Below are 15,234 nucleotides of genomic sequence, written 5' to 3' on the forward strand. Positions count from 1 at the left end.
ATATAACATGAAAAAGAAGAAATATAAATGGGTCATTTGGGTGCTTCTCCTCGTTGCTGCCGGTGCAGGCACCTGGTTTTGGAAGTTCCGGGAAAAAGAAAAACCTGTTGTACTGGAAACCGAGCAGCCGCACTATGGTCCTATTGCCACCAGTGTTACAGCTACCGGTACCATTCAACCGGTGGATACTGTGTCGGTAGGTACCCAGGTGTCCGGAACCATTAGCAAGGTATATGTTGATTTCAATGATAAAGTAAGGAAAGGGCAGCTGATAGCTGAAATCGACAAAACCATCTTAACAGCCCAGCGCGATCAGATCAGTGCCAACCTGCGACAGGCAAGGGCCAACCAGGATTATCAAAAAGGAAACTACGAACGGCAAAAGCAATTGCTCGATGTGGGCGCTATCAGCAAGGCAGATTATGAGATCGCGTTAAATACCTATAACGCCGCCAATGACAATGTAAACGCCATTGCTGCCCAATTAAAGGCAGCCCAACAAAATTTATACTATGCAAATATTTACTCGCCCATAGATGGAACTGTGTTAACCCGGAATGTGAGTGTGGGCCAAACAGTAGCATCCAGTTTAAACACGCCTACCTTGTTTGTGATTGCCAAAGACCTTACCAAAATGCAGGTAATGGCTGCGGTAGATGAAGCCGATATTGGTAATGTAAAGAATGGACAACGGGTAACCTTTACGGTAGATGCCTTCCCCGATAATGTATTTGAAGGCCACGTTAATGAAGTGCGGTTGCGCCCGAGCGTATCATCAAACGTGGTAACCTATTCTACCATTGTAGATGCACCCAATGATGACCTGAAACTAAAACCGGGTATGACGGCCAACATCACCGTGTTCACCCAGGAAATACCAAACGCCTTACTCGTTTCTGCAAAGGCAACGCGCTTCCGGCCCGATTCAAGCCTGTATAAGAAATATACGATTGAAGGAGGCAAATTTAAGGACGGCCAGGGTAAAGGAGGCATGCGTATAGGCAGTGCGCCCAAAGATAGCAGTGGTATGAATAAGAGTGGAAAACGCGATGCTTCGGAAACAGTGGAAACCGGAAAATCAGCTATTGTTTGGGTGAAGAAAGACAGCACCCTTACCCGCCGTAAAATAAAAATTGGCCTTACTGATGATACCAATGTTCAGGTGTTATCAGGCTTAACAACTGACGATGTGGTAGTATCCGGTTCGCACCAGGAAGAAACGGGAGCGAAGGGCGGAAGCGGTACGCCAAGAAGTCCGTTTATGCCACAACGTAGAGGTGGTGGCAGTGGCGGAGGCGGTAACCGTAGAAATTAGAAATGAGAAATTAAAAATTAGAAATGAAAAAGGGAAAACATGTCTAACAAGATAGTATCCATACATGACCTGAAACGCGAATTTAAAATGGGGGTGGAGATTGTGCGGGCATTAAAAGGCGTTTCATTCGATGTGGAACCGGGTGAATTCGTAACTATCATGGGTAGTAGCGGTTCCGGTAAAACCACCATGCTGAATATATTGGGTTGTTTGGATAAACCCAGTGACGGCACTTATTTACTCGATGGTGTTGATATAGGTAAGCAATCGCGGAATGAACTGGCTGTATTGCGCAACCATAAAATAGGATTTGTGTTTCAGTCTTATAACCTGCTGGCGCGTACCTCGGCCCTGGAAAATGTTGAGTTGCCTTTGTTTTATAATTCAAGCATTTCATCCAAACTAAGGCATGAGCGGGCCGTGAAAGCGCTGGAAGCCGTTAAGCTGGGCGACAGGATCGATCACTTGCCCAATCAGTTATCGGGCGGTCAACAACAACGCGTGGCCATTGCCCGCGCCCTGGTAAATGAACCGGTAATGATCCTGGCCGATGAAGCAACCGGTAACCTGGATACCCGTACCTCCTATGAAATTATGGCCCTGTTCCAGGAGCTGAATCAGCAACAGGGTAAAACGATCGTGTTTGTTACGCACGAACCGGATATTGCTGCCTTCAGCAGCAGAACAATCACCTTAAAAGATGGCAAGGTGGTAAAGGACAGTAAGAACACCCAGGTGCGTTCTGCCAAAGAAATGCTGGCAGCATTACCCGTAGCAGCAGATTACTAACTGATACTTATTACAATGAAACTTTTTAACCTCATACGAATCGCATTAAGAGCGCTGCAGCGTAATAAACTGCGTGCATTCTTAACCATGCTCGGTATCATCATAGGCGTGGCCTCGGTGATTGCTATGGTGGCCATTGGACAGGGCTCCAAACAAAGCATCCAGGACCAGTTAAGCAGTATGGGATCCAATATGATCACCATCAGGCCCAACAGCAATCAAACCGTAGGTGGCGGCGGGGCCAGGCTCGATGCAACGGGCCTGCAATCCCTTACGCTCGATGATATAAAAGCTATTCAAAAACAGGCTACCTACATTTCAGCCGTATCGCCTGCTGTACAATCGAAAGGGCAGGCCATCAACGGCGCCCTAAACTGGCCTACCACCATTCAGGGAGTAAGCCCGGATTATTTAACCATTCGCAACTGGCCATTGAAAGATGGGATTGCGTTTACGAACGATAATGTAAATAAAGCCGATAAAGTTTGTTTGATTGGCCAAACCGTAGTGGAAAGTATCTTTGGCTCAGAAGACCCGGTAGGCAAGATCATCCGTTTCAATAAGATCCCATTTAAGGTAATTGGTGTATTGGCTGAAAAGGGCGAGAACGCCTTTGGCCAGGACCAGGATGATATCATTATTGCGCCTTATACTACCGTGCAAAAGAGAATTCTGGCCATTCCTTACATTCAGAATATTTACGCCTCAGCGCTTAATGAAGGCAGCAGTGCGCAGGCAACAGCCGAGATCACCGATATTCTGCGTACTTCCCATAAATTAAAAGCAACCGATGACGATGATTTCCTGGTTCGTACCCAGGCAGAGCTCATCAATACCTTTAGCTCAACCAGCCAGTTGTTAACTGTATTACTAACGGCTATAGCCGGTATTTCGCTGGTTGTAGGTGGAATAGGCATCATGAACATTATGTATGTATCGGTAACGGAGCGTACAAAAGAGATCGGGTTGCGGATGAGTATCGGTGCACAGGGTGCCGACATCCTGTTCCAGTTTTTAATTGAGGCGATCTTAATTAGCATTACAGGCGGTATCCTGGGAGTAATTCTTGGCATTACAGCCTCGCGGTTGGTGACGTTGTTTTTATCGTGGCCAACCCTGGTATCGCAATCATCCATCATGTTATCGTTTATTGTATGCGCCATTACCGGCGTATTCTTTGGGTATTACCCGGCGCAAAAAGCCTCGCGGCTCGATCCTATTGAAGCGTTGCGGTATGAGTAGATACGCTGAATGCTTAACGCAAAACGCTTAAAGCTGAATACAGAGCCCGGAAAATTAACTTATGAAGTTGGTTTACGGGCTTTCTTTTTTGCGGTAAGATTTTCACCTTTGGTTTTTTGCCTAGAGCGTTCCGTGCTTAGCGTTGTGCGTTCGGCATATAACTCCTGGCAGTTCTCGCAATAAAAGGTGCGGCGCCCGGTTTTACCCAGGTATTTTTTAATGAGCGGAATAACACACCGGGGGCAGATCTGTTTCGTATGTACCAGCCAGTGTTTTCTTAATACGAATGCTTTCTTCCATTCCAGAAAATCAAAGCTGTAATTACGGGCTTCCCGGATGAGGGCAGTGAGTTTGCGTGGAGGTAACAATTTGATAATACTTTCGGGGTGAACCTGAATGCGGAACAGTACTTCATTTTTGATAATATTTCCTACCCCGGCAAAAATGTTTTGGTCCAGCAGGGCATCACAAACCAGCAGATCGGGCCGGGCTTTCAGTTTCTTCCTGGCTTTGCTTTCATTCCAGGCATCATTAAGCACGTCACCGCTCCAATCGTACACCTGGTCAAGGTCTTCATCTATTACTTTTATTGAACAACTGTAGAGGTACAGATCACCATTGTTAAAATGCAAATGAAGGCGGATGTTCTTTTTTAAGGGTTCATTAACACTGTACGAACCCCACAGCATGAAGTGAACACGCAAGGTGAATTTTGGTAAACAGATCAGAAAATGTTTACCCCAGCTTTTGAAGCCGATAATTTTCTGATTTACCAGTGCGTCCAATTCTATAGCGTGTGTATTACCGGATGCAGACAGGATCTTCCTGCCTTTGAATTGCTGTACGGCTTCTTTGAGAATGATAATACTGGGCCCTTCTGGCATAGGCTATTCGGCTATTGATGGGTTTATAATGCGCTGGAAGAGAGGTGGTAGCCGAATTATGAAAAAGCAACAATCATTGAGTATTGAATTCCACATACTACTAGGTTGCTCTATCGCGGGTATTGCGGATGAGGCCAACCCCCGCAAAGAAAAAGATGGCGCCCAGTACTCCATACATAATGATTTGCTTAATGTTATGCGTATTGGTGCCCCCATTCATAAAGTTCACGCCGGCCAGTATAAGTCCCACAACACCAACCAGTGCGAGTATAATGCCCAAGACTCGTTTTTCCATAATACTACTTTTATGTAATATGGCAAAGGATGTGCCCGGTGGAACTTGTTCTACTTTGTTGATTTACATGACCAAATTCCATTATATTTGCTTGTATAATATTAAATGCAGGACCATGCTCCGCAAACACCTAAATAAATTGACATCTTGCGCTTTACTGAATTTGGCTTTCACCCTGACTTATTAGAAGGCATTGAAGCCTCCAACTACGAAAATGCTACCCCTGTTCAGGAACAGGTTATACCACCCATTTTGGCAGGCAGAGATATAATCGCTTCCGCCCAAACCGGTACCGGTAAAACAGCGGCCTTTTTGCTGCCGGTTATCAATCGCCTGCTTACCCATCGCATCGATGGACAGGTTGGTGCATTGGTAATTGTGCCTACCCGTGAGTTGGCCATCCAGATTGCCCAGCACCTGGAAGGACTTTCTTACTTTACCAATCTTAGTTCCATTGCCGTATATGGCGGTAACGACGGCAGCAACTTTGTTGCTGAAAAGAAGGCTTTGCAAACCGGCACTGACATTGTCGTTTGTACGCCTGGCCGCATGATCGCCCACCTGAATATGGGTTATGTACAATTTAAACAATTGCAGTTCCTGGTGCTGGATGAGGCTGACCGCATGCTGGATATGGGTTTTTCTGATGATCTCAACAAGATCCTTGGAACGCTGCCTACGCAACGGCAAACATTAATGTTTTCGGCTACCATGCCCGACAAGATCAGGCAGCTGGCAAGAAAGATCCTGACCAACCCGGCCGAGATCAACATTGCTATCTCAAAGCCACCAGAGAAAATAGTACAGAAAGCTTTTGTAGTGTATGAACCACAAAAACTGCCCTTACTAAAACATATCTTAACTAACGTTCCCTTTAAAAGCGCGCTCATTTTTTGCAGCCGTAAGCAAAGTGTAAAATTATTGGTGCGGGATATGGAGCGTGCCAAGTTCAAGATTGCAGAGATCCACAGCGACCTGGAGCAGTCTCAACGGGAAAATGTGTTGAATGGTTTTACCAGCGGACGTATACCCATACTCTGCGCTACGGATATATTAAGCCGTGGTATCGACATCGATACGATTGACCTGGTGATTAATTATGATGTGCCGCGCGATGCCGAAGATTATGTACATCGTATTGGAAGAACGGCCCGCGCAGAAGCAGATGGGATGGCCTTTACGTTAGTAAGCGAAGCCGAGCAGAACAAATTTGCCATTATTGAAAAGCTGATCGGCAAAGAAGTTGAAAAGGCTGTTGTACCCGAAGAATTAGGTAGTACACCTGCGTATCAACCAAGGCTTCGTTCAAAAAGTGGTGGTAATAAAAGAAGATATCATCATCAGGGTAAACCGAGGAGGAAATAAAGACAATAGACAATAAGCGATTGGCAATTTACAATCCGTTTCATGTTACAGGTTTCAGGGGATTGAATACAAAGGGTCCTGTGACTTGAAGCCTGGAATCTGGAACAGCACTTTATTTTAAAAGAGCCTCAACTGTACTCCCTTTGATCTTTTTGACGGTGGCTTTTCTTTACCAAATACCGTTTGGCCGCCATAACGCCAGGATTCATTGCGTTCCTTTTCTATGAGTTGCTCAAAGTTATTATTGGGAATAAAATTCTCTTCGGCTTTTTGAGCCAGCTCGGTAAGCTTCTTTATTGCCTGCAGTTTATCGCTTTGACCAATCTTTGCTTTTTCAACTGCTTTATGTAGAACATTGATGGTTTCGTCATATACTTTGGTGGGAACCGGGAACGGATGCCCATCCTTTCCTCCATGGGCAAACGCAAACCGGGCCGGATCTTTAAACCGGGTGTTGGTGCCATGGATCACTTCGCTCACCAGGGCCAGTGACTGCAAGGTGCGGGGACCCATTCCTTCCAGCAATAACAACTCTTCAAAATCGGCAGGTTTTTTTTCATGGGTCAGCCATAACATAGCGCCCAGTCTTTTCAGGTCTACATCTTTTTCCCGTACGTCATGATGGGCGGGCATGTTCAGGTGCTGTATTTCAACCAACAGATCGTTGGGCGATTCATTATTTGATAAGGTGAGAATGCCTGAGCGGGTAGGCGCTGCCTCATTATCAACCAGGTTCAGAATATTGCCTGCCTGTAAACCACAGATGGCAGTATGCGGCTCATTAACGAATGACTGCAATGGCTGAGAGTGCCAGTGATAACGCCGGGCTGTACCGGTAGCATCATTCAGGCCTTGTTGAATAACAGTCCATTCTCCTTCGCTGCTAACAATAAAACTATGCAGGTACAGTTGAAATCCATCCTGAACCGCGGTATTATCAACCTTGGCGCTCAGCTTGCTGCAGCGAACAAGTTGTTGTGCATTCAACCCGGTTTGTTCGCCAATGGCTAACAGTTCATTGGGTACCTGGCGGGAATGGTTTCCTTTACCGCCGCAGATATAAATGCCCAGTTCTTTTGATAATGGATTGATGGCTTTTTTTAATGCCCCTAATACAGAAGTGGTAATGCCCGAAGAGTGCCAGTCCATACCCATTACTGCACCCAGGCTCTGGAACCAGCAGGGTTCACTAAGCCGGCGAATGTAATCGGCTTTTCCATATTCCATCAGGATCACCTCGGTTATGGCCCGGCCCAGTTTGGCCATGCGTTCGGCCAGCCAGGGCGGAACAGCGCCATAGTGTAAAGGAAGATCGGCAGTGCCTGAGCGTTTCATGTGCTAACAAAGTTAGTAATTATTTGCTAAAAAAAGGCAGAAGGCAGCAGGTAGGGATTAACTTCAAAATTCGCGAGCCCATTCACTACTCACCACTCACAAAAAAGTCCCGCCGAAGCAGGACTATATGGAACCCCGTTTATGATGAACTTACTCTATTAAGATTTAAGTGTTTAATGAAATTAATGAGAGAGCGCAGGGGAGTGACCAGCCCAGTCACTCCATGCTGTAATAATTTTCCAGATGCTTGTGGTTCAGATAGAGGGCCTCATTCATTTTTCCGGTTTGGGTTTTTCAACAGCATACAGGTACGTTCGCTAATGATGCACGGCGAACGACTGTATCCAACTAAGGATATTTACTCCGGGGGCTCCTGCAGCAATACGGATCCATTACCAGCAATGCTCCTGCGCATCCTATTGAAGGTGAATGAATACAATTTCATTAAACAAAGAACAAGGTACGATCAGCCAGAACCCAAAAATAACAGGAAGCTTTTTAAGATAGTTATCAATGTGTGTGAACTGCTGATTTATGCGTGTGAAAGTAAAGAATACTGTGGTGAACTGCTAAAGTTATCTACTGAACCTATTAAGTAATACTACGCAATGAAGCATACGAACAATTGTAAGCAGCTTTGGTCTGCTCAGTGATTAAACATTCATTATGCTGTATGATGAATATAAATATTACATCAAAATAATTATGCTGCATTTGGGTTACAACATAGCCGTTAATGGTATTTATTTACCGTTTGTGTATACGAAGTAATAAGACTGTAACACACAGATACTTTTGTCGACTAAAACTGCAAATATTTTAATTCATGAAAAAGCTCTTATTGATAATGTTGCCTTTGTTGTTTTGTATTGCCGCCACACAGGCGCAGCAAATAACGGGTAATGTTAAAGATGATCAAGGAAAGGCTTTATCCGGGGCAACAGTAACACTTAAAAAAGTAAAAGACTCCGCTCTGGTTAAGCTGGCAGCTACCAATGCAACCGGCCAGTACACATTCACCGGTATCAATGCAGGTAGCTATTTTGTAGCGGTTACCTTTACCGGTCATACACCCAAAACTTCTGCAGCATTTGAAGTGAGTGGAACCGGTGATGTAACAGTGCCTGAGGTTGGATTAACCAAAACTACCGGAAACCTGAAAGAGGTGGTAGTAGCCGCCCGTAAACCTATGGTAGAAGTTAAGGCCGATAAAACTATTTTGAATGTAGAAGGAACTATTAACTCCGTAGGTCAGGATGCACTTGAGCTGTTGCGTAAATCGCCGGGCGTTATGGTTGATAAGGACGATAACCTGACTGTTAGCGGCAAGAACGGCGTACAGGTGTATGTAGATGGACGTCCTACACCGTTTACCGGAAAGGACCTGTCGGACTACCTTAAAACCATTCAGTCTTCTTCTATTGAAGCCATCGAGATCATTACCAACCCTTCTGCCAAATATGAAGCGGCCGGTAATGCCGGTATCATCAACATCAGACTGAAGAAGAACAAAAGCTATGGTACAAATGGAACTGTAAATGCTGGTTATAATATAGGTATTACGCCAAAATACAATGCCGGTTTTTCCCTCAACAATCGCAACAAGTATGTAAACGTATTTGGCAACTATAACTATAATGACAACCCCAACCAAGCCAATGTGAACCTGCACAGAGAGGCATCAGACACCTTGTTTGATGGCAAAACAAAGATCGATGTAGGGAACAAGAGCCATAACTTTAAAGCGGGGGTGGATTATTTCCTTAATAAAAGAAGTACCATCGGTATTATGGCCAATGGCGCCTTTACCGATCAGGACATCAACAACTACGCCCGTACACCTATTTCTTATATACCTACCGGGGTTGTTGACCGCGTATTGATTGCCAATAACACCAGTAAGAATAAGAAGAACAACATCAACGGAAACCTGAACTACCGGTATGCTGATTCTTCGGGCCATGAGTTGAACATCGATGCGGATTATGGCGCTTACCGTAACAGAAGCGATCAGTATCAACCCAACGATTATTACAACCCGGCCGACGAAAGCAAGCCGCTCTACAGCCGCATATACTTTATGAATGCGCCTACTAACATTGACCTATATAGCGCCAAGGTGGATTATGAGCAGAACTTTAAAAAAGGCCGTTTAGGTTTGGGTGGCAAGGTATCATATGTTGAAAGCAACAATGATTTCAGGCGGTATAATGTTGATGATGTTGACAGAAAAACGACTTATTATGATTCTTCGCGTAGCAACACTTTTGTATACAAGGAAAATATAAGAGCCGGTTACATCAATTACAACAGGCAATTCAAAGGCTTTATGATCCAGGCTGGTGTACGGGTTGAAAATACCCATGCTACCGGGCGGTCACAGGGTTATGTATGGGGCGGAACCGGGTATGTTCCATATGATTCCACTTTTACCCGCGATTATACGAACCTTTTCCCCAGTGCGGCCATTACGCTTAATAAAAAGCCCATGAGCCAGTATAGTTTGACTTTTAGCCGGCGTATTGACAGGCCCAATTACCAGGACCTGAACCCATTTGAATTTAAAATTGATGAGTATACGTTCAAAAAAGGTAATACCAGCTTAAGGCCCCAGTATACCAACAGCGTGGGCATTACCCATACCTATAAATACCGGTTAAACACTACGTTGAACTATAGCCATGTAAAAGATATCTTCTCGCAATTGGTTGATACCACAGAAAAATCAAAAGCGTTCATCACCCAGAAGAACCTGGCCACACAGGATATTGTGAGCCTGAACATCAGCTATCCGTTCCAGTACAAATGGTATAGTATTTTTGGTAATCTGAACACCTATTACACAAAATACAAAGCTGATAACGGCCCCGGCAAGAAAATTGACCTGGATGTATTTGCCCTTAACTTCTTTGCGCAACAAACATTTAAGTTAGGCAAAGGCTGGACGGGTGAAATGAGCGGCTTTTATACTTCTCCATCCATCTGGCAGGGTACTATTAAGAGCAGTTACATCTGGAGCGTAGATGGTGGTTTTCAGAAAACCGTATTAAAGGGTGCTGGAAATATCAAAGCATCGGTAAGTGATATCTTCCATACTCTGAAATGGAAAGGCACCAGCAATTATGCCGGACAGCACACGGTGGCAAGCGGTAACTTTGAAAGCCGTCAGTTTAAACTGAACTTTACTTACCGGTTTGGTAACAGCCAGGTGAAAGCAGCCCGCCAACGTAAAACAGGCGCTGAAGACGAAAATAAGCGTGCCAATGACAGCGGTGGTGGATTAGGTGGTGGTTCTCCTAAATAACAAGCAGGGATATCGATAGAAGAAAATCCTCCTCTTACTACGCTTTCGCAAAGCTTCAGCGAAGCGCAGCCGGGGAGGATTTTTTTTGCTTAACATTTATCTTCCCTACTTTGCATAGGTTGTAAAAAAAACCGTTCACTATGCGTGTATTTGCTGGAAGTTTGTTTTTTGCAATCGTAATTTCGGCCCTGGTTTACAGTTGTGCGCATAATCCATATGCCAAAACCAACAGATTTTATAAAAAGCAGGCGAAGCAGTTAGCCAATAATTTAAAACCTGTTCCCAATAAGCTGCTGCTCGATTCGGCCATTATGCCGGTTTATGCGGTTGCCACCACCAACTTCGATTTGCGCAAGCCCAATTTTGTAATCATCCACCATACGGCGCAGAATTCCTGCGAGCAAACATTAAAAACATTTACCCTGCAACGCACCAAGGTGAGTGCACATTATGTTATTTGTAAGGATGGCACCATTCACCATATGTTGAACGATTACCTGCGTGCCTGGCAGGCGGGCGTAAGCAAGTGGGGTAATTTTACCGACATCAATTCAAGCAGTATTGGTATTGAGCTGGATAATAACGGCAATGAAACATTCCCCGAGGCGCAGATAACCAGTTTGATGAAATTGCTGGACACTCTGAAGAGTCATTATTCAATACCCGCTGCCAATTTTATTGGTCATGCCGATGTAGCGCCGGGCCGCAAAAATGATCCCAGCCATTACTTCCCCTGGCAGGCTTTGTCGCAACGGGGTTTTGGATTGTGGTATGATACTACGGCCGTAGTGGTGCCTGAATATTTTAATACAACACAGGCATTACGTATTATAGGTTATAATGTAAAAGATACCCTGGCGGCTATCCGGTCGTTTAAAATACATTTTGTGCCGCAGGATACAGTATTGATTAAGACTTTAACGGATGATGATAGAAAGATCCTGTTCGATCTGGAGCGCAGATATCAGTAGGCTTAATGCTAAATGCTTAACGCGAATACCCTTTTATGCTGGCCTCGCGGCCTTGAGCTTTCAGCTTTCAGCGTTTTGCCTTTTGCGTTTTATTGCAGCTCTTCACAAAAGTAACCCGCCTGTTGCAGGGTTGCTTCAACAGAGCGGGGACTAAGATCAATGGATTCGATCCGAAGTATTTTGTCGGTATCATCGAGGTCAACATTCCAGCGGGCAATACCCTGCAGGTTGTTTATATGAGGTGTTACCGCATTGATGTGCTTTTTAAAGCGGAGGTTGGTTTTAAATACAAGCACTTCCATTACCTATAAGCTTTATTAAAAAAGCGGGTTTATTTGTTCTCAGCTTCGGGTTCATGAGTGGGGAAATCGCGGTCGTTAAAGGGACCACCACGCCAGCCACCCCTGCAACGGGTTTTCCATTCGTCTTTAAACTGTTGTTTTTCTTCGGGGGTCATTTTCTCCCATTTGGCGATCATTTTTTGGCGGAAGCGGTTCCTGAATTGTTCTTTTTTATGGGCGAAGCCACCAAAGCCACTGAATAATATTTTTGATAATACCAGTATGCCCAGCGCCTGCCAGAAGGTGATTTGTTTTACACCCAGTACATCGGGCAGAATGCCGTTCCACAAGCTCATTACTATGAAGCTGAACAACATGATAAAAGCTGTACAGAATACCAGGATCATAACAGCTTTGCCAAACCAGAATCTACGTTTCATGTTACACGTTGTTTAATAATTTAATAATTCATCTTTCAACACACTTAGCCGGTTACGCAGGTGAAGTACTGCATAGCGTTTCCGGCTAAGCAGGGTGTTCACTGTTTCACCGGTTCGTTCGGCAATTTCCTTAAATGGTACTCCTTCCAGTTCATTTAATATGAATACCTGTCTTTGTTCTTCGGGCAATTCACTGAGTGCATTGTTCAGTTCTTCCCAAAAGAGGGTACGCAGGTAATCTTTCTCGGGGTTGTCGCTGGCATCAAATAAAAACTCCGACCAGTTAAGCCCGCCTTCTTCATTCTCCTCTTCCCCAAACAGGTCTTCCAGGGCTTCAGGTTTCTTTTTGCGCTGCCGGTCGATTATTTTATTACGGGCTACCGTAAACAGCCAGGCGGTCATTTGCTCAATAGGCTGCGTGTTACCAACAAATTGGTAAAACACATCCTGCAATATATCTTCTGCGTCGGCTTCATTGTTTACCCGTTTGCGGATAAAGCCCATGAGGCGTTTGCTATAGTCGGTAATGACCTGCGTTATATTGCGTTTCCTGTCTGCTGTCATGCCAGGTGCTATCGTAAGCGTGTCCTTCATGTATTATACCTGAATAGACGGCTAGCAGATAGCGATATTTTAAAGATGGTAAAAAAAGTTGAAAGGTTGGTGTAAATTGTAATATGAAATTTGGAAAACTGCCTGTAAGTGAATTAGATACAGTGGATTTTACACTTCCACCTGAGCCAGCCGGCAATAAAAAGATCCTGGGTGGAGTGAAAAAGCCCATCGTAAATATCCGGATCGGGTGTCCGCAATGGGGCGTACCAGGCTGGCTGGGCAAAATTTACCCGGCCAGGGCAAAGGAGAAAGATTTCTTAAGCAACTATGTACAACATTATAATTGCATTGAACTGAATGCCACGCATTATAAAATATACGACCAGGCGGCTATCACCAAATGGGCCGATAAAGCCAATGGCCGGGATTTTACTTTTTGTCCCAAACTGTACCAGGGTGTAACGCATCTGGGTGGCTTAAGAGGGAAGGAAAGTATGATAAATGAATTTTTACAGGGCGTAAAAGCATTTAAAGAACACCTGGGGCCATTGTTTATACAACTGAGCGATTCGTTTGGCCCTAACCGAAAAGATGAGTTGTTTGCATTTTTAAAAGCGTTACCCGGCGACGTGGCCTTCTTTCTGGAAGTGCGTCATCCCGATTGGTTTGCCCAGGAAGCTATCAGAAAAGAATACTTCAATACTTTGTATTTGCTGAAGAAAGGAGCGGTTATAACCGATACCGCAGGCCGCAGGGATTGCGCCCATATGCACCTGACCATACCAAAAGCATTTGTTCGGTTTGTGGCCAATAGCATGCACCCGACAGACTATTCCCGGCTGGATGCCTGGATTGACCGCATCATTAACTGGATGGAACAAGGGTTAGAGGAACTGTATTTCTTTGTGCATATGGAAGATGAATTGTATTCGCCCGAATTGATCATTTACCTCACCGATAAACTCAATGCCGCCTGTGGCTTGCAGCTGGCTCAGCCGCATTTTATAGAACCCGAAGGACAGGCAGCAGGTACGCAGATAACGTTTTTTGATTGAGAAAGGATTGAGGAGACACCTGGGTGGTACCTACATTTATAAAACCTTATACAAAGTTTCAAATTAAAAGAGTGTTTCAACCCAGTAATTGATATTGATCACTAGCTTACTTCGTATAATTCTTCCCAACGCGTAGTGTATCGTTTACTGCGTAATTCCTGCCGCATTTTCCAGTCACGGGTAAGCCCCGAGGCCGCGAATTTCAGCACATCATCTCGCATGCTGAAGTTGATATTATCCATCATGCTCATCAAAAGCCGGTTATACTTCTGTGGCTCTAGTAAAAATAAATTACCCTGAATAGATTCATCCGGTTCAAGGCCCGTCAGCATAACACCTGCTTTTTTATACACCTTACCCTGTTCGTACAATGATTCTACCAATTGTACCGCGGGTTTTATTAACTCGTTGGTACAACTGGTGGCAGTTGGTAAAGTAACATGCGAGCTTACCGTAGCACCGCGGCGAAAATTTACCTCATAGTTCTGTTCGCGGGGAACAATAAAAACACTGATAACCCGGGCCGCGCTGTGCTGTCGCCGTAATTTTTCGGCTGCCCTGGATGTATAAGTAGCAATAGCTTCTTTAATATCATTAATGTTGGTTACCGGCTGACCAAACATGCGGGTAGTGGCGATCATTTTTTTATTGACCAGCGGCTTTTCCATTTCGCATGATGGCAGTCCGTTTAATTCCCTGACAAGGCGGGCGCCGGTAACACCTCCCAAATTGGAAGAGGCCCATTCCTCAGACATGGTGCATAATTCCCAGGCGCTGGTAATTCCCAGGTTAATGAGTTTTTGGGCATAGGCCCAGCCAACGCCCCATACATTACCCACGCGGGTTTGTTGCATGGCAGTTACCTGTTGTTGCCTGTTGGCCAGTACATACACACATTGCGTAGCCGCTTTGTTTTTCTTGGCCAGGTAGTTGGCCAGCTTGGCCAGGGTTTTGGTTGGCGCCACCCCAATGGATACGGAAATGCCGGTCCATTGTTCAACCGTTTGGCGGATGTGCATGGCTGTTTCATACAGTTTTTCCTCCTGTACATAGCCAAGATCAATAAAGGCTTCGTCAACCGAATATACTTCTACCTTGCCGGCATCGCCCAATAACATGCGTAAAGTTTCCATAACCCGCCAGCTGAGATCGCCATATAAATTGTAGTTGGATGAAAATACTGAAATGTTGTGTTGTTGAATAAGCGGTTTCGCTTCAAAATAAGGAGCAGCCATCCCCACACCAGCGGCTTTGGCTTCATCGCTGCGGGAAACAATGCACCCGTCGTTGTTGCTTAATACTACCACCGGTTTGTGTTGCAGATCGGGCCTGAACAGGCGTTCGGCTGAACAATAGAAGCTGTTGCAATCAACAATTGCTTTCATAACAATCTATTTGCTGTT

General features: G+C 44.9%; 14 protein-coding genes. 7 read left to right on the top strand and 7 right to left on the bottom strand.

The window, feature by feature from the left end:
- Positions 1–7: 7 nt before the first annotated feature.
- Genes NIAKO_RS33005 through NIAKO_RS33015 form a run of 3 tightly spaced genes read left to right on the top strand, consistent with a single transcriptional unit; the run spans position 8 to position 3,346 of the window.
- Positions 8–1,315 carry an efflux RND transporter periplasmic adaptor subunit gene (locus tag NIAKO_RS33005; RefSeq protein WP_014222843.1) on the top strand — a complete coding sequence of 436 codons (1,308 nt, stop codon included), beginning with the start codon at positions 8–10 and terminating at the stop codon, positions 1,313–1,315.
- A gap of 39 nt (positions 1,316–1,354) precedes the next feature.
- Complete coding sequence (locus NIAKO_RS33010) at positions 1,355–2,104, top strand: ABC transporter ATP-binding protein (RefSeq protein ID WP_014222844.1); 750 nt, start codon at positions 1,355–1,357, stop codon at positions 2,102–2,104.
- Positions 2,105–2,119: 15 nt separating this feature from the next.
- Positions 2,120–3,346: an ABC transporter permease gene (locus NIAKO_RS33015; protein WP_014222845.1), complete on the top strand. Its 1,227-nt coding sequence runs from the start codon at positions 2,120–2,122 to the stop codon at positions 3,344–3,346.
- A 59-nt stretch (positions 3,347–3,405) separates the two neighbouring features.
- Here NIAKO_RS33015 and NIAKO_RS33020 read toward each other — a convergent pair whose 3' ends face one another.
- Both NIAKO_RS33020 and NIAKO_RS33025 read right to left on the bottom strand, forming a co-directional pair.
- Positions 3,406–4,230, bottom strand: coding sequence for a DNA-formamidopyrimidine glycosylase family protein (locus NIAKO_RS33020; protein ID WP_014222846.1), 825 nt, complete (start codon positions 4,228–4,230; stop codon positions 3,406–3,408).
- 100 nt (positions 4,231–4,330) lie between these two features.
- On the bottom strand, positions 4,331–4,525 hold the full coding sequence (locus NIAKO_RS33025) for a hypothetical protein (protein WP_014222847.1): 195 nt from the start codon (positions 4,523–4,525) through the stop codon (positions 4,331–4,333).
- Between the two features lie 147 nt (positions 4,526–4,672).
- Here NIAKO_RS33025 and NIAKO_RS33030 point away from each other — a divergent pair, with 147 nt between their 5' ends.
- Complete coding sequence (locus NIAKO_RS33030; protein ID WP_014222848.1) at positions 4,673–5,890, top strand: DEAD/DEAH box helicase; 1,218 nt, start codon at positions 4,673–4,675, stop codon at positions 5,888–5,890.
- Between the two features lie 117 nt (positions 5,891–6,007).
- On the opposite strand, the gene NIAKO_RS33035 is transcribed toward NIAKO_RS33030, so the two are convergent.
- The gene (locus tag NIAKO_RS33035; protein ID WP_014222849.1) at positions 6,008–7,225 is read right to left on the bottom strand and encodes a DUF763 domain-containing protein; all 1,218 of its coding nucleotides are present in this window, start codon (positions 7,223–7,225) and stop codon (positions 6,008–6,010) included.
- A gap of 826 nt (positions 7,226–8,051) precedes the next feature.
- Between NIAKO_RS33035 and NIAKO_RS33045 the strand changes: the two genes are divergently transcribed.
- A complete protein-coding gene (locus NIAKO_RS33045) occupies positions 8,052–10,529 on the top strand; it encodes a TonB-dependent receptor (protein WP_041347591.1) in 2,478 nt (825 codons plus the stop codon).
- 140 nt (positions 10,530–10,669) lie between these two features.
- Positions 10,670–11,500 (top strand): N-acetylmuramoyl-L-alanine amidase, encoded by an 831-nt coding sequence (locus NIAKO_RS33050; RefSeq protein ID WP_014222853.1) that lies wholly within the window; start codon positions 10,670–10,672, stop codon positions 11,498–11,500.
- Between the two features lie 89 nt (positions 11,501–11,589).
- On the opposite strand, the gene NIAKO_RS33055 is transcribed toward NIAKO_RS33050, so the two are convergent.
- The 3 genes from NIAKO_RS33055 to NIAKO_RS33065 are packed head-to-tail and all read right to left on the bottom strand — an operon-like array spanning position 11,590 to position 12,815.
- Complete coding sequence (locus tag NIAKO_RS33055) at positions 11,590–11,802, bottom strand: hypothetical protein (RefSeq protein WP_014222854.1); 213 nt, start codon at positions 11,800–11,802, stop codon at positions 11,590–11,592.
- A 29-nt stretch (positions 11,803–11,831) separates the two neighbouring features.
- Positions 11,832–12,221: a hypothetical protein gene (locus tag NIAKO_RS33060; RefSeq protein WP_014222855.1), complete on the bottom strand. Its 390-nt coding sequence runs from the start codon at positions 12,219–12,221 to the stop codon at positions 11,832–11,834.
- Between the two features lie 12 nt (positions 12,222–12,233).
- On the bottom strand, positions 12,234–12,815 hold the full coding sequence (locus tag NIAKO_RS33065; protein WP_014222856.1) for an RNA polymerase sigma factor: 582 nt from the start codon (positions 12,813–12,815) through the stop codon (positions 12,234–12,236).
- Positions 12,816–12,898: 83 nt separating this feature from the next.
- Between NIAKO_RS33065 and NIAKO_RS33070 the strand changes: the two genes are divergently transcribed.
- The gene (locus NIAKO_RS33070; protein ID WP_014222857.1) at positions 12,899–13,831 is read left to right on the top strand and encodes a DUF72 domain-containing protein; all 933 of its coding nucleotides are present in this window, start codon (positions 12,899–12,901) and stop codon (positions 13,829–13,831) included.
- A 101-nt stretch (positions 13,832–13,932) separates the two neighbouring features.
- Here NIAKO_RS33070 and NIAKO_RS33075 read toward each other — a convergent pair whose 3' ends face one another.
- Positions 13,933–15,216 (bottom strand): Y-family DNA polymerase, encoded by a 1,284-nt coding sequence (locus tag NIAKO_RS33075; protein WP_014222858.1) that lies wholly within the window; start codon positions 15,214–15,216, stop codon positions 13,933–13,935.
- Positions 15,217–15,234: the final 18 nt, after the last annotated feature.

Origin of the sequence: Niastella koreensis GR20-10, from assembly GCF_000246855.1 — a bacterium.
Lineage (GTDB): Bacteria > Bacteroidota > Bacteroidia > Chitinophagales > Chitinophagaceae > Niastella > Niastella koreensis.

What these genes read in the sequence shown, in the direction of transcription:
- NIAKO_RS33010 (WP_014222844.1), top strand. Translation starts at nt 1,355, where the DNA reads ATGTCTAACAAGATAGTATCCATACATGACCTGAAACGCGAATTTAAA.
- NIAKO_RS33060 (WP_014222855.1), bottom strand. Translation starts at nt 12,221, where the DNA reads ATGAAACGTAGATTCTGGTTTGGCAAAGCTGTTATGATCCTGGTATTC.
- NIAKO_RS33015 (WP_014222845.1), top strand. Translation starts at nt 2,120, where the DNA reads ATGAAACTTTTTAACCTCATACGAATCGCATTAAGAGCGCTGCAGCGT.
- NIAKO_RS33050 (WP_014222853.1), top strand. Translation starts at nt 10,670, where the DNA reads ATGCGTGTATTTGCTGGAAGTTTGTTTTTTGCAATCGTAATTTCGGCC.
- NIAKO_RS33065 (WP_014222856.1), bottom strand. Translation starts at nt 12,815, where the DNA reads ATGAAGGACACGCTTACGATAGCACCTGGCATGACAGCAGACAGGAAA.
- NIAKO_RS33055 (WP_014222854.1), bottom strand. Translation starts at nt 11,802, where the DNA reads ATGGAAGTGCTTGTATTTAAAACCAACCTCCGCTTTAAAAAGCACATC.
- NIAKO_RS33025 (WP_014222847.1), bottom strand. Translation starts at nt 4,525, where the DNA reads ATGGAAAAACGAGTCTTGGGCATTATACTCGCACTGGTTGGTGTTGTG.
- NIAKO_RS33005 (WP_014222843.1), top strand. Translation starts at nt 8, where the DNA reads ATGAAAAAGAAGAAATATAAATGGGTCATTTGGGTGCTTCTCCTCGTT.
- NIAKO_RS33075 (WP_014222858.1), bottom strand. Translation starts at nt 15,216, where the DNA reads ATGAAAGCAATTGTTGATTGCAACAGCTTCTATTGTTCAGCCGAACGC.
- NIAKO_RS33020 (WP_014222846.1), bottom strand. Translation starts at nt 4,230, where the DNA reads ATGCCAGAAGGGCCCAGTATTATCATTCTCAAAGAAGCCGTACAGCAA.
- NIAKO_RS33070 (WP_014222857.1), top strand. Translation starts at nt 12,899, where the DNA reads ATGAAATTTGGAAAACTGCCTGTAAGTGAATTAGATACAGTGGATTTT.
- NIAKO_RS33045 (WP_041347591.1), top strand. Translation starts at nt 8,052, where the DNA reads ATGAAAAAGCTCTTATTGATAATGTTGCCTTTGTTGTTTTGTATTGCC.
- NIAKO_RS33035 (WP_014222849.1), bottom strand. Translation starts at nt 7,225, where the DNA reads ATGAAACGCTCAGGCACTGCCGATCTTCCTTTACACTATGGCGCTGTT.